This is a genomic window from Streptococcus sp. SP1 (genome assembly GCF_030440005.1).
Classification (GTDB): Bacteria; Bacillota; Bacilli; order Lactobacillales; family Streptococcaceae; genus Streptococcus; species Streptococcus parasanguinis.
The window spans coordinates 107,266-120,977 of record NZ_JAQFJJ010000006.1; the positions used below are offsets into that span (position 1 = coordinate 107,266).

General features: G+C 43.6%; 13 protein-coding genes and 1 tRNA gene. 1 reads left to right on the forward strand and 13 read right to left on the reverse strand.

Annotated elements, in window-relative coordinates; translation table 11 throughout:
• Positions 1 to 41 precede the first annotated feature (41 nt).
• The 7 genes from era to PCY07_RS04725 all read right to left on the reverse strand — a co-directional run bounded on the left by era (position 42) and on the right by PCY07_RS04725 (position 6,989).
• On the reverse strand, positions 42 to 941 hold the full coding sequence (gene era, locus PCY07_RS04695; protein ID WP_301355489.1) for a GTPase Era: 900 nt from the start codon (positions 939 to 941) through the stop codon (positions 42 to 44).
• A gap of 29 nt (positions 942 to 970) precedes the next feature.
• On the reverse strand, positions 971 to 1,369 hold the full coding sequence (locus PCY07_RS04700; RefSeq protein ID WP_013903931.1) for a diacylglycerol kinase family protein: 399 nt from the start codon (positions 1,367 to 1,369) through the stop codon (positions 971 to 973).
• A complete protein-coding gene (ybeY, locus tag PCY07_RS04705; protein ID WP_003005431.1) occupies positions 1,350 to 1,847 on the reverse strand; it encodes an rRNA maturation RNase YbeY in 498 nt (165 codons plus the stop codon). The genes PCY07_RS04700 and ybeY overlap by 20 nt, the downstream gene beginning before the upstream one ends.
• A 592-nt stretch (positions 1,848 to 2,439) precedes the next feature.
• Complete coding sequence (gene tetB(46) / locus PCY07_RS04710; RefSeq protein WP_227197740.1) at positions 2,440 to 4,176, reverse strand: tetracycline efflux ABC transporter Tet(46) subunit B; 1,737 nt, start codon at positions 4,174 to 4,176, stop codon at positions 2,440 to 2,442.
• Position 4,177: 1 nt separating this feature from the next.
• The gene (gene tetA(46), locus PCY07_RS04715) at positions 4,178 to 5,902 is read right to left on the reverse strand and encodes a tetracycline efflux ABC transporter Tet(46) subunit A (RefSeq protein WP_003018861.1); all 1,725 of its coding nucleotides are present in this window, start codon (positions 5,900 to 5,902) and stop codon (positions 4,178 to 4,180) included.
• A gap of 394 nt (positions 5,903 to 6,296) precedes the next feature.
• Positions 6,297 to 6,369, reverse strand: a tRNA-Thr gene (locus tag PCY07_RS04720).
• Positions 6,370 to 6,419: 50 nt separating this feature from the next.
• The gene (locus tag PCY07_RS04725) at positions 6,420 to 6,989 is read right to left on the reverse strand and encodes a GNAT family N-acetyltransferase (protein WP_049517801.1); all 570 of its coding nucleotides are present in this window, start codon (positions 6,987 to 6,989) and stop codon (positions 6,420 to 6,422) included.
• 200 nt (positions 6,990 to 7,189) lie between these two features.
• Between PCY07_RS04725 and ald the strand changes: the two genes are divergently transcribed.
• On the forward strand, positions 7,190 to 8,302 hold the full coding sequence (gene ald / locus PCY07_RS04730; protein WP_118227930.1) for an alanine dehydrogenase: 1,113 nt from the start codon (positions 7,190 to 7,192) through the stop codon (positions 8,300 to 8,302).
• Positions 8,303 to 8,609: 307 nt separating this feature from the next.
• Here the strand turns inward: ald and PCY07_RS04735 are convergent, their stop codons facing one another.
• From PCY07_RS04735 to PCY07_RS04760, 6 genes are all read right to left on the reverse strand, one after another.
• Positions 8,610 to 9,602: a PhoH family protein gene (locus PCY07_RS04735; protein WP_301355496.1), complete on the reverse strand. Its 993-nt coding sequence runs from the start codon at positions 9,600 to 9,602 to the stop codon at positions 8,610 to 8,612.
• A 79-nt stretch (positions 9,603 to 9,681) separates the two neighbouring features.
• On the reverse strand, positions 9,682 to 9,897 hold the full coding sequence (locus PCY07_RS04740) for a YozE family protein (protein ID WP_301355498.1): 216 nt from the start codon (positions 9,895 to 9,897) through the stop codon (positions 9,682 to 9,684).
• A gap of 10 nt (positions 9,898 to 9,907) precedes the next feature.
• On the reverse strand, positions 9,908 to 10,762 hold the full coding sequence (gene cvfB, locus PCY07_RS04745) for an RNA-binding virulence regulatory protein CvfB (RefSeq protein ID WP_215194569.1): 855 nt from the start codon (positions 10,760 to 10,762) through the stop codon (positions 9,908 to 9,910).
• A 99-nt stretch (positions 10,763 to 10,861) separates the two neighbouring features.
• The gene (gene frr, locus PCY07_RS04750) at positions 10,862 to 11,419 is read right to left on the reverse strand and encodes a ribosome recycling factor (RefSeq protein WP_003005165.1); all 558 of its coding nucleotides are present in this window, start codon (positions 11,417 to 11,419) and stop codon (positions 10,862 to 10,864) included.
• A gap of 19 nt (positions 11,420 to 11,438) precedes the next feature.
• Positions 11,439 to 12,170: a UMP kinase gene (gene pyrH / locus PCY07_RS04755; protein ID WP_003005706.1), complete on the reverse strand. Its 732-nt coding sequence runs from the start codon at positions 12,168 to 12,170 to the stop codon at positions 11,439 to 11,441.
• A gap of 538 nt (positions 12,171 to 12,708) precedes the next feature.
• A partial coding sequence (locus PCY07_RS04760; RefSeq protein WP_301556728.1) for an LPXTG cell wall anchor domain-containing protein occupies positions 12,709 to 13,712 on the reverse strand: 1,004 nt, incomplete at its 5' end.

Sequence of the window (13,712 nt, forward strand, 5' to 3'; positions counted from 1 at the left end):
TCCTTTCAAAAACAAGAAGCAGGCCTTCTGCCCACCTCTTCTTAATATTCTTTTTCGTTGTATCCGAAATCGGCAAGATCCAATTTCTTATCCCGCCAATTTTTCTTGACTTTCACCCAGGTTTCTAGGAAGACCTTGTCCCCTAGCATGAGCTCGATATCCTTACGCGCAAGGGTTCCGATCTTCTTAAGCATAGCCCCGCCTTTTCCGATGACAATGCCTTTTTGGCTATCGCGCTCGACCATGATGGTTGCGCGGATATGAACCTTATCTGTCTCTTCATCCCGCTTCATAGAATCCACCACTACAGCAACAGAGTGGGGAATTTCTTCCCGCGTCAAGTGCAAGACCTTTTCGCGGATCATTTCAGAAACCAAGAAGCGCTCTGGGTGGTCAGTGATTTGGTCGGCAGGGAAATATTGGAAACCTTCTTCTAAGTTTTCACTTAAAATATCAATCAAACGCGAAACATTGTTTCCTTGGAGGGCTGAAATCGGCACGATTTCCTTGAAATCCATCTGACTACGGAAGTCATCGATTTGCTCCAAGAGTTGGTCAGGGTGCACCTTGTCGATCTTATTGACCACAAGAATAACCGGCACCTTAGCAGCCTTGAGGCGTTCGATAATCATGTCATCGCCCTTCCCACGTGGTTCATCTGCTGGCACCATAAAGAGAACGGTATCCACTTCCCGAAGGGTGCTATAGGCCGACTCCACCATGAAGTCTCCAAGCGCTGTCTTGGGTTTGTGAATCCCTGGGGTATCGATAAAGACGATCTGTTCCTTATCCGTCGTATAAATCCCCATAATCTTATTACGCGTTGTCTGCGCCTTGTCACTCATGATGGCAATTTTTTGCCCCATGACGTGGTTCAAAAACGTTGACTTCCCAACATTGGGACGTCCTAAAATGGCTACAAAGCCTGATTTAAATGTCATAATATCCTTTCACGAGGGCATACTCCCTCTTATCCAAATACCAAGGCCCAGAATTTGGGCACAAAAATCACCAGTCCTGTTAGTAGGGCAAAGCCTGATACGACGAGGACTGCTCCAGCCGCCATGTCTTTGGCATTCTTTGCCAACATGGAGAAATGGTAGTTACTAGCTAGATCCACCACATTTTCAATGGCTGAATTCATAATTTCAAAAGCAATCACCAAGGTGATGCTGAGCAACAAAAAGAGCCACTCCGTCGCAGAAATCCTAAATACCAAACCAGCAAGAATTGCTACAAGGGCTGATAAGGCATGTTTGCGCATATTGCGCTCTTCTTTGATCGCCGTGAAAATTCCTGTTATCGCAAACTCCAAACTGGAAATAAAGTCCCGATTTTTCCATTTTCGCTTATTGTCTTGTGAGTCCATAGGCTGTCAAAATCTCTTCCTGTAAGCCAAACATTTCCTTTTCTTCTTCCGGCGTATAATGATCATAGCCATTAATGTGAAGAAAACCATGCACTGCTAAAAATCCCATTTCGCGCTCAAAACTGTGGCCATATTCTTCGGCTTGCTCACGCGCCTTGTCAATTGAAATAAAGAGCTCACCAATATAGGTATCGAATTCAGCCATCATCTCTGCCAATTCTGGATTTTCTGCAAGGTCTTCCTCGTCAAAAGAAATCTCCATCTCTGGCTTGTATTCTAAACTGATGACATCCGTCGGACGATCCGTATCACGGTATTCAAGATTTAGTTCATGACTGCGTTCATTGGTTACAAAAGTCACAGCCATTTCCTTGTCTTCTTTCCCAATTTTTTGAGCAGCAAATTCTAAAATTTCTTGCGTTTGTTTTAAGATTTCGTCAGAGACTTGACCAGTCTCATCTACCATTTCAATATACATCTGGATCACCTCACTATTATCACTTTATTATATCACAAAAACCAGCCTATATACTAGATACAGACTGGTTTAAAATATAGATCCGTAGTTTTTCATATCAAAATATCAAGAAAGATATAATAATTTTTATTTTTTTGATCAGTCAAGACACTAATAAAACTTTCCGCCGTGAGAAAAGTGCTTGAAACAGTACTGTTTCAAGCACTCGGGAGTTTTGAGAGTAAAACAGTTTGGGAAACTGTTTTAGCCTGAGCCAAGAAATTAAAGAGCGAAGGAGCTCAAAACCAATTGAACACGGGCTACGGATCGTGTCAAAAAGACAAGTTCTCCTAGAATCTAAAGATTCTTCGTCAAACTTCCTATTTTGACTTTATCCGCAGACGCCCTTTGTATCTTGATTTAGTCATGGAACTTCCTGGACTGCTGAAATCATCCACTGGATAATTTCACCTAACGTCCGTAATCACATAAGGAAAGTTTCTAAGAATCTTTTATCCCAGATATTAACCAGCTTATATCTAAAATATAGTCTGTTTTATTACAAAGATAAATTAGCTAGGGATTTTCCTCGTCTTAAACAGTGGAACTCATCTTACACCACTGTTTGCTGAATGGCATTCATCTGGGCATAGATACCGCCTTGTGCAACCAGTTCCTCGTGTCTACCACGCTCCACAATACGTCCTTCGGATAAGACTAAGATCTGATCCGCATCTTGGATAGTGGACAAGCGATGAGCAATGATAAAGGTGGTCCGGCCCTTTTGCAGGACTGCCATAGCCTTCTGGATGATTTCTTCTGTTTCCGTATCGATGTGAGAAGTTGCCTCATCCAAAATCAGAATTTGCGGATTCATATAGAGCGTCCGCGCAAAGGAAATCAATTGGCGCTCGCCACTTGAAAAGGCAGATCCTTTTTCTACGACTGGATGGTCGATCCCCTTTTCAAGGCGCTCTACAAAGGGCCAAGCCCCGACTTTTTTCAAGGCATCTTTGACCGCATCCCGATCAATGTGTTCCTGACTCATGGCCACATTACTAGCTATGGTTCCTGTAAATAGATAAGGATCCTGTAGAACAATCCCCATATGGCTTCGTAGGCTCTCACGAGAGACTTGGCGAATATCTTGACCATCGATCAAAATCGCTCCTTCTTGAGGATCATAAAAACGATAGAGCAGGTTCATAATCGAAGACTTACCCGATCCAGTATGACCCACAAGAGCAATGGTTTGCCCAGGACTTGCCTGAAAGGCAATATCCCGCAGAACTGGCTTGCCTTCTTCATAGGCAAATTGAACATCGTTAAACACGACTTCTGCCTTTTCTATCTTCAGTTCCAATGCACCATCGGCCTCTAACGGTTGGTCTAAGAAAGCAAGGACGCGGCTCCCTGTTTCTAAGGATCGCCGAATATTTGGGAATTGACGACTGAGATTGGCCATGAGATCAAATAGATTAATCACATAGTTAATATTGATAAATAAGAAACCAGCCGTCACACCGATATTGCCCTGTAGGAAAGAAATCCCAGCGATGGTCAAAATGCCCGCAATCACTAAAAACTTGAGCAATTCCGTTAAGGTCCAAGAAGCAATGGAATCGGCCAGGAGGATTCGATCATTGGCTCCTAACATCTTCTGGGTAGTGGCTTCAAACTCCTCCACCACACCAGGCTCTTGATGATAGAGCTGAATCATACTGGCACCATGCAAGAGTTCATTGACCTGGGTATTGACCTCGCTTCGCGCATCAAAGAAATCCTTCATAGGCTGGTCCGTCATGACCTTGTAGAGATACTGGATCCCATAGAAAATCGGAAAGACCAAACACAAGAGAAGGCCCATCATAGGACTCAGGTAAAAGAGAATCCCTAGGATAAAGAGGAAACGCACCAAGTAGATGACTAAAATCATACAAGAGTTATAAAACTGGGTCCGCAAGGTCTCCGTATCATTGACAATTCTTGTCGCGATCTTCCCAGCCGGCTTATCATCAAAATAAGAAATAGGCAGCCCTTGCATGACTTGAAAGGCTTGGTCTCTTAGGTTAGCCGTCACTTGATTGCTTCCGTGTAGCAAGATCCGATTCCCTAGGTAGCTAATCAGCTGTCCGATGCTCAAGACCAAGAGATAGAATCCTCCCATCTGAAGCAAGTCCCCTTGCCCGCCACCGTGGGTCAGTGCGGTCAAAGGCCCATCGATCATCTTTTGGAGAAGAAAGGGTGACAATTCAGAAAAAATGGTGGCTAGCAAGAGGCAAATAAAGCCAGCAAGAAAGACAGTTGGATAAAGCGTGATCCTCGATAATAATCGTTTCAATACTTTCATCTTATTCTCCTTCCTGTTTTTGTTGCCGTTGGTATTGTTCATAATACCATCCTTCTTGAGCCAATAAATCACTAGCCCTGCCTTCTTCTACAATCTGCCCTTGATCCAAGACGATGATCCAATCAGCCTGATGAACAGCAGACAAGCGATGAGAAACAATGATGGTCGTCTTGTCTTTTCGTTCCTTTTGAATCGTGTCAATAATGGCCTGTTCAGTCTTCGCATCCACTGCAGAAAGGGAATCATCTAACAGCAAGAGCTCTGCATCTCTTAAGAAGGCACGTGCCAGAGAGATCCGTTGTTTTTGACCTCCTGATACAGAGACCCCTTTCTCACCGATCAAGGTGTCCATTCCATGAGACATCCGCTCGAGATCATCCGCAAAAGCAGCTTGGGCTATTGCTTCCACCAAATCTTCTTGGCTGGCTCCTTTTTTACCAAGCGCTATATTCTCACGGATAGACTTGGAAAATAAAATATGTTCTTGGGAAACATAGCCAATTTTATCTTCAATGGAGTGTCGGTTGTAGTCCACGATCGGTTGCTGGTTAATCAAGAATTCTCCCTCACCAACTGGGTACTGCCGCAAGAATTGTCGAACCAGGGTAGTCTTTCCTGCACCGGTACGACCAACAATCCCTACCGTCTGTCCTCGCTGGATAGTCCAATCAATGCCTGACAGGCTCTTTCGCTCAGCACCAGGATAGCTGAAAGAATAGTCCTTAAACTGCACCGAATCAATCTGCTCTAGGTAGTGAGGACCATCTGGCTCCAGATCATCTGTCTCATCAATCACTTCTTTTAATTTTTTATAGGACATTTGCCCTGTCTGGTAGACCAAGATCAGGTCCGCCATCATCCACATAGGCTCAATTAAAAAGACCAAATACAACTGTAAAGCCAATAACTTGCCAAGACTCAACTGCCCGCTTGCCAGGGACTGGCCTCCAAATAGCAGGAGCAAGACCGTCGAGAATCCAATAAACAACAGGGCTAAAGGTCCAAAAGAATACTGGATAGAGGCAATTTTATCCCCTGTTTTGGATAGACTGGCTGTTTTTTTCTGAAACTGTTTGACCTGCTGGTCCCGTCTACTATAGGCCCGCATGACCCGAATTCCTTCGATCGACTCCAAGACTTCATCATTCAACTGAGCGACTGCTTCCCGGTTTTGCTCAACATACTCCTCCTGCTTTCTACTCAAAAAATAGGTAGAGACGACGAGGAAGATCATAGGAATAAAGGAAATCAAGGTTAATTGCCAAGAAATGAAAAACATGGTCGGAATAATAAAGGCAAACAAGCCACCGCCAAACAGGAGCACCATCATCCCGTAACCAGCCATATCGGCCATGCCATCGACATCTGTCGTAAAGCGCGTCAAGAGATCTCCTGAGCGAAATTTCTCAAAAAAAGGGCGCCGCATGGCTACTAGCTTACGAAATGCTTGCTCCTGGAGGGTCGCCTTGAAATGGACTGACGACTGAAAGAGTCGCAACTGCCAATAAAAAGCCGTTAGGTAATTGAGGATGGCTGATCCTACCAAGAGGACCATATCCCATACAAAGTTGGATTGCGTCAGCGTCCGCTGACTCAAATGATCCACTAAACGCTGGATGACTTGCGTCGGGATCAATAAGGTGTAATCATAAAGAATCAGGACCATAGCGATCTTCACATATCGCCATTTGCGCTCCCTGATATACTCCCAAATAGCTCTGATCATATATTCTCCTTTTCAAAATGGCACAGAAAAAACCCAAGCAAGGAGCTGAGTACGTACTCAGTCCACACTTGGGCCTTCTGATGCCTATCACCAATTCAGTTAAGGCAGGTAAAAATGCATACAAAAAACCCAAGACAGACTCCTCCATCTTGGGTTCCATTTATAGTTTACATCGAACTCAACTGAGATTGGAGAAGCTGTGTATTCAATTGTGTCATCAAAACATCTACTTTGTTCATGATGGTTTTCTCCTTTCTCTTTGTTGTTCTAACTTTACCACTTATTTCCTTGCTTGTCAACGCTTTTTTGAAAATTGTTGAAAAAAGCAAGACTTTTAAAGATGGACTCGCAAAAAAAGAAGCCTAGATCTTCTCTAAGCTTCTCTCTTCTGCTATGCTAGTTGCCGGGATTGAACCGGCGACCTCATCCTTACCATGGATGCGCTCTACCGACTGAGCTAAACCAGCAGTACCTATCTACTATATCATGGAGATAGGTCTTTTGTCAATATCCTGACTCATTTTTCTGCCAAATATTCTTCCTTCGTGAGGACATAATGAACTCTCGTCACCATTCGCCCTTCTTCATGCAGGTCTAGCATCGCATAGGGCTCCTCGTGGGAATATTTCATACCTGATTTGGCCATCACCCGTCCAGAAGCTGGATTGTCCTGATCATGAACGGCAATGAGTTTGTTCATCCCTAACTGTTCAAAAGCCAGAGCAATGACTGCCTTGGTAGCTTCTGTCGCAAGACCTTGGTTCCAATAGTCTTTATTCAGAACATAGCCGATACTCCCCTTTTTCAGACAAAGATCCAAATCCAGTAAATCAATCGTCCCGATAAATTTTCCATTTTCTTTGAGTTCGATCCCCCATCTTCCAAGTGGGCTCGCTAGGTAAAAGAGGGCAATATTATTACGCGTCTCTTCTAGACTTTGATTGGTTGCAAAGGTATAGCGCGTAACTGTCTCATCAGAAGCATACTCAAACATAGCCGGTGCGTCTTCAAGAGTGACCGGACGCAAGTGCAAGCGCTCTGTCTCCACTTCACGACAAGCCGCTAACTTCACATATAAATTTTCCATTTGACTCTCCTTCTTTAGGGATTAGTTTAGCAAATAAGCTAAAGGAAGGCAAGCTCAAATTTTTCTTGCTTTTTAACCCACTTTTCTATACAATAAAATCAATCAAAACAATCAGATAAGGAGTGAAAAGGTCATTGAGTCAAGAGAGCAATCTCACACCAATGACCTTTTTACACCTAAATCTGAGCAAGGAGAAAATAATGCTCATTGGAATTCCTAAAGAAATTAAAAACAACGAAAATCGGGTCGGTTTGACACCTGCAGGCGTACAAAGCTTGGTCAAGAAAGGACATCAAGTTTTGGTGGAAACAAATGCTGGACTTGGTTCTGGCTTTGCGGATGAAGATTACACGAAGCAAGGGGCAACCATCGTTGCGACTGCAGCAGAAGCTTGGGCCGCTGAGATGGTGGTCAAAGTCAAAGAACCTCTCGCTGAAGAATACGACTTCCTTCGCGAAGACCTCTTGCTCTTTACCTACTTGCATATGGCTGCCGCACCTGAATTAGCGGACGCTATGGTCGCAGCTAAAACAACTGGGGTGGCCTACGAAACCGTTCGTGACTTAGATGGACAGTTGCCACTCTTGGTGCCAATGAGTGAGGTTGCTGGACGGATGGCCGTGCAAATCGGTGCTCACTTCCTGACCAAACAAGAAGGTGGATCAGGAGTCCTCCTAGGTGGGGTGCCAGGTGTTCCCAAAGGGAAAGTCACCATCATCGGAGGCGGGGTCGTTGGAACCCACGCAGCTCGTATCGCCCTTGGACTCGGTGCCCAAGTGACCATCTTAGATATCAGCGCTAAACGTTTGGCTGTTCTGGAAGATGTCTTTGGTCATCAAATCCAAACCCTTATGTCTAATCCATTTAACATTGAAGCCAGCGTCCGTGATGCCGATGTTGTCATCGGTGCTGTCTTGATTCCTGGTGCTAAAGCTCCTAAATTAGTGACAGACGATATGGTTAAACAAATGCGTCCCGGTTCAGTCATCGTCGATGTGGCCGTTGACCAAGGTGGTGTTATCGAAACAGCAGACCGTGTCACAACGCATACGGAGCCAGTTTACGAAAAACATGGCGTGCTCCACTATGCCGTTGCCAATATCCCAGGGGCTGTCGCTCGTACCTCTACTATCGCCCTTACCAATGTGACCCTTCCTTATGTTGAATCCCTAGCTGACAATGGCTTCCACAAGGCAATTGCCCTCGACGAAGGCCTGCGCCAAGGGGTCACCACTTACCAAGGTCACATCACTAGCCAACCAGTTGCTACCGGTTTAGAGCGTGACTTCACACCAATCGATGAATTGGTTTAAACTATCATAAAAGAATTACCATCGAAAAAAACAAACAACTTATTTTTTCATATGAACTAATTAAAAATGTTTTGGAAAAAACAAGTTGTTTTGAATTTTTTAAATCATTTTTAGAGACTTTCCGCCGTGAGAAAAGTGCTTGAAACAATTTAGTTTCAAGCACTCGGAATAATTGAGACCTTAGGCTCAATTATTAGTCATGGAATTTCGAAGAAGTTCGCTGACGTCCGTTCTCACCTAAGGAAAGGCTAGGAGATGATTTTATCATCAATTTAAGGCAAAGATCTGATGATCTTTGCCTTTTCTTTTATTCTTCTTCCACATCCGGTTTTTCTTTGAGGACTGGATTTGGAATGGGCTCGTAGGCCCGGATAATCTCTGCTACTACTGGATGACGAACGACATCCTTGGCAGAGAAATGCACAAAGTCAATTTGAGAAATGTTCTTCAATTTCTCCTGAGCATCAATCAAGCCGGATTTAACATTTCGAGGAAGGTCAATCTGGCTGGTATCTCCATTGACAATCATCTTAGAGTTAAAACCAAGACGGGTCAAAAACATCTTCATCTGCATGATGGTGGTATTTTGCGCTTCATCGAGGATGACAAAGGCATCGTCCAAGGTCCGCCCCCGCATATAAGCCAAAGGCGCAATCTCGATAATCTCCCGCTCCATCATCCGAGTTGTTTGGTCTTTCCCTAAAATCTGGTAAAGAGCATCATAGACCGGACGTAGATAAGGGTCTACTTTTTCTTTAAGATCCCCTGGTAGGAAACCAAGGCTCTCTCCAGCTTCTACAGCAGGACGGGTCAAAATGATCCGCTTGACCTGACCACGCTTGAGGGCAGTCACGGCCAAAGTCACTGCTAGGAAGGTTTTCCCAGTCCCCGCTGGTCCAATCCCAAAAGTGACATCATGGTTCTTGACACTATCGACATAGATCTTTTGACCCAGCGTTTTAACCCGAATGGGTTTGCCGTAACTATCCTTGATAATCTCTTCTTCATAGAGAGCGATGAACTTATCCAATTCACCATTTCTCACCATGGTAATGGCGGTCACCACATCCGGCGTTCCAATGGTCATGCCACGGTTGACGAGGACCAAAAGAGCCTGGATGACTTGACGAACCTGCTCGCAGGTTTCTTCTTCCCCAATGATTTGGACAATTTCTGTCCGGGCATGAATAGTCACCCCAAATTCTTGCTCCATCAAACGGAGATGGCGTTCGTTAGATCCAAACAAATGAAAGAGATCGTCTGGATGCGTTAATGTAATTTCAACTGAATGTTCTTGCAAATAAAGAACCTCTCTACCTGTATTTTTCTATTATTATAACAAAGAGGCCGAGAAAAAACCATCCTCGACCTATCCTTCTCTAGTGGGCTTGGTATTCTTCCCAAATCGCATCAAAATCGCCAAGATTAAAGGAAAAGCTGGCATGCTCTTCTAGATAGCGACTGACCTCGTCGAAGTCATCTGTATGCTTGGGAAAAGCAGACTCGTGAAAAGCAAGATCTGCTAGAATGGCCTTAGGAGTATTGCTTTTAGGATTACGCTCCGTCATCAACCAAGTATAAAACGATTTTCGCATAAGCCTCCTCTTAGATCAACTCTGTTCCAAACTGGTCTTGCTTGATTTTCTTCGCCTTCATCAAACCACCCAAAGCTTTTTTGAACTGGCCTTTTGAAATCCCAAAAGTTGCCTTGATCTCTTCTGGAGAGGACTTATCATTCAAGGTCATAAAGCCACCATTGGCTTCCAAATAGGTCAAAATCATTTGGGCATCGTTTTCCAACATCTCAAAGGAGCGTGGCTTCAAAGATAGGTTCAAGGTCCGATCCACCTCACGGAATCCAATGACCCGGGCATCTAGGACTTGTCCCAAGCGTGGTTCTGCATAGCGCTCACTTGGGTGGATAAAGCCCAGCATATTGTTCTCTGGAAGGTAAACAAAGGTTCCAGACAATTTCAAGCGGTAGACAATGGCTGGCCAGTTTTGGTTCTGCATATTGTTGTAAGCCGGGCGAGCCAAACGCTGGAAATCTTCCTGGTAGGCTAAGATCCCCCAAATCCGATCTTTTTTATCGACTTCTAAGCGAATATAGAGACGATCGCCCTTTTTAGGCCATAGATCTTTAATCTCCGGTAGGATATCTAATGAGACAACAATCTGCTTATCTGGAAGCCCTGTATCCACGAAGACTCCCAAATCCTTGCGCACTTCCGTGACCGTTCCCCAGCCAAAGCTTTCTTGAGTTGCAGTGACTTCAAGTGTCGTGAGTCGGAGCTTTTGCTTCATATCTGTATAGGCAAAGCCCTTGACACTTTCTCCGACTTTGTGTGGGCCTTCTGCTTTATCAAGCGCGTAGGTCTGGCCATCTTTTTGAACAAAATAGAAGTGGTCATTTTCATCGATGACCATTCCCATGATGTAGCTTGCTAGATTCGTATTCATGTTTCCTTCTTTCCTCTTGCCTCTTCACAAGAATAATGGAAATAAAACCCAGCCAGCAGTGCCAACTGAGTCTTTCTTTCCTGTAGTGGTTGGGATGGATTAAACTTCCATCAATTCTTTTTCTTTGTGAGCTGTCATTTCATCCACATGCTTAACAGCGTCATCCGTAACTTTTTGGATCTCTTTTTCAAGACCTTTCAATTCATCTTCTGTGATCTCTTTTGCTTTTTCTTGTTTCTTCGCTTCATCCATAGCATCACGACGGATGTTACGGATCGCTACTTTAGCATTTTCACCCACTTTTTTCACTTCTTTTGCCAAGTCACGACGAGTTTCTTCTGTCAAAGCTGGGATAACCAAGCGGATAACAGATCCATCGTTGGCTGGAGTGATACCAAGGTCAGATGCATTGATGCTGTGCTCGATGTCTTTCAAAGATGATTTATCAAATGGTGTGATCAACAAGACACGCGCTTCTGGAATCGTGATAGATGCCAATTGGTTCAATGGTGTCTCTACTCCGTAGTATTCTACGAAAATACGATCCAAAAGACTTGCATTTGCACGTCCAGCACGGATGCTACCAAATTCACGTCCCAAACTTTGGTGAGACTGGGTCATTCTTTCTTTTGCTTTTTCTACGATTGGGTTTGCCATAATCTTCCTCTATTTTCTATTATTTTTCTACGTTATTCGATACGGTTGTACCGATATTTTCACCAAAGACAACACGTTTGATATTGCCTGGTTCATTCATATTGAAGACAACCAAGTCAATGTCGTTGTCCATGGAGAGTGTAGAAGCTGTTGAGTCCATGATGCGAAGACCTTTATTGATCACATCACGGTGAGTCAATTCCTCAAATTTCACAGCTGAAGCATCTTTTTTCGGATCGGCATTGTAAACACCATCGACCCCATTTTTAGCCATGAGAATGGCATCTGCTTCAATCTCAGCTGCACGAAGGGCTGCGGTCGTATCTGTTGAGAAGTAAGGAGAACCGATCCCAGCACCAAAGATCACGATCCGATCTTTTTCAAGGTGACGAAGGGCACGACCACGGATATATGGTTCTGCAACTTGTTGCATGGCAATCGCTGTTTGAACACGTGTATCCACGCCAACTTGTTGAAGCGAATCAGCCATCACAAGGGCGTTCATGACAGTACCGAGCATACCTGTGTAGTCTGCTTGAACACGATCCATCCCTGCTTCAGCAGCAGGTTCTCCACGCCAAAGGTTTCCCCCTCCAATCACCAAGGCAATTTCAATTCCAAGTTCATGAACTTCCTTGATTTCTTGGGCCATATTTTGGACAGTTTTGATATCGATTCCGACACCACGTTCCCCAGCAAGGGCTTCACCAGATAGCTTGATTAAGATACGTTTATACTTAGGTTCTACCATTTTCTCTCTCCTTTTTTGATCTGTATTATTTTACCATAAATTACGTTTTTTATATAGTGATATCTATCAAAAAAATTTTAACTTATCCACTGAAAAGATATTCATTTTTATCCTAATTTTATAAAGGATCTAGATTTTGGTAATGAAACTCTTTTACATATGTAATTTAAGAATTGTCGCTTTTATCAATCATCGGTGCATCAACAATTATATGATCTTTTCCAGATGATTATCACTCTGAATCAGGTTAGCTGCTACTATAATATTTAATTTCAAATAAGTAATTTAGAATTACATTTACTTTCTTGATTATAAGAAAAGAGCCCCCTTTTTTTAGATAAACAGTATAAAACTTTTAAACTGTTTATGGTGGGAGACTCGTTTTATATCATTTTAATGATTCTTAGTTAAGCGTATGACTAGTTGAAAAAGGGGATTGATCATCCCCTTTTTCAAGGCTTTAAGGCCTATCCTAGTCACCAATTAGAACTGGCGTTTTGAATGAAGATAAATCAATCATTCACCAAAGGAAGAAGAATTATTTTTCGTCTCCCTCTTTACGACGTCCAAGTGCTGCCAATCCTACAAGTCCTGCAACTAGTCCGAGTAGAGTTGATCCGACAGATGTAGTTTCACCAGTATTTGGAAGTTGTCCTTTAGCTGGTGTTGACTCTACTGATTTACCTGATGTTGGATCCACTGGCTTATCTGGGGTTGGATTCACTGGTTTACCTGGGGTTGGATCCACTGGCTTATCTGGGGTTGGCTCTACAGGCTTGTCTGGAGTTGGTTCTACAGGCTTGTCTGGAGTTTCTTTAAGTTTGTAAACATACGTTACATTCTTATCTCCTTCGATCACTTTACCTGTAGTAGGGTCGGTAGATTTAAGGTGACCTTGGTCATCCACTTCACCAACTGTGTAGTTGCCTGCTGGGACCAATTCATAAGTCTTACCGTCTTTTTCGATTGTTTGTGGACGGTTGTCTACCACTGTGTTGTAGTCCTTATCAACTGGTTGATTTTCTTCATCCGTCACATCTGACTTGATGGTCTTGCCTTCTGTATCCACATAGTGTACATAGACATTACCCTTAGGTTGTGTTGGCTCTTCCTTCACTTCTTTATAAACGTAAGTGATGATTGACTTAGGTTTGTCAACTTTACCTTTAACTGGATCAGATGATTCCAAATGGCCATCTTCGTCCACTTTACCTACTGGGTAGTCTCCTTTCGGTACGATCTTGTAGGTCTTACCGTCTGGTGTCTTGATAGTGTTAGGTTTTTCACCTTCCTCAGTGGTGTTATATGGTGTGTCATATGGTGAGTTTGGTGTGTCTTGACGAGGTTTTTCGATTTCCTTGCCATTTTCGTCTACGTAAGTGATGATGACTTCACCCTTCTTAGGTTCTGTTGGTGTTTCTTTTAGTTTGTACACATACGTTACATTCTTATCGCCTTCAATCACTTTGCCTGTTGTAGGATCGGTAGATTTAAGGTGACCTTGGTCATCCACTTCACCGACTGTGTAGTTACCCGCTGGAA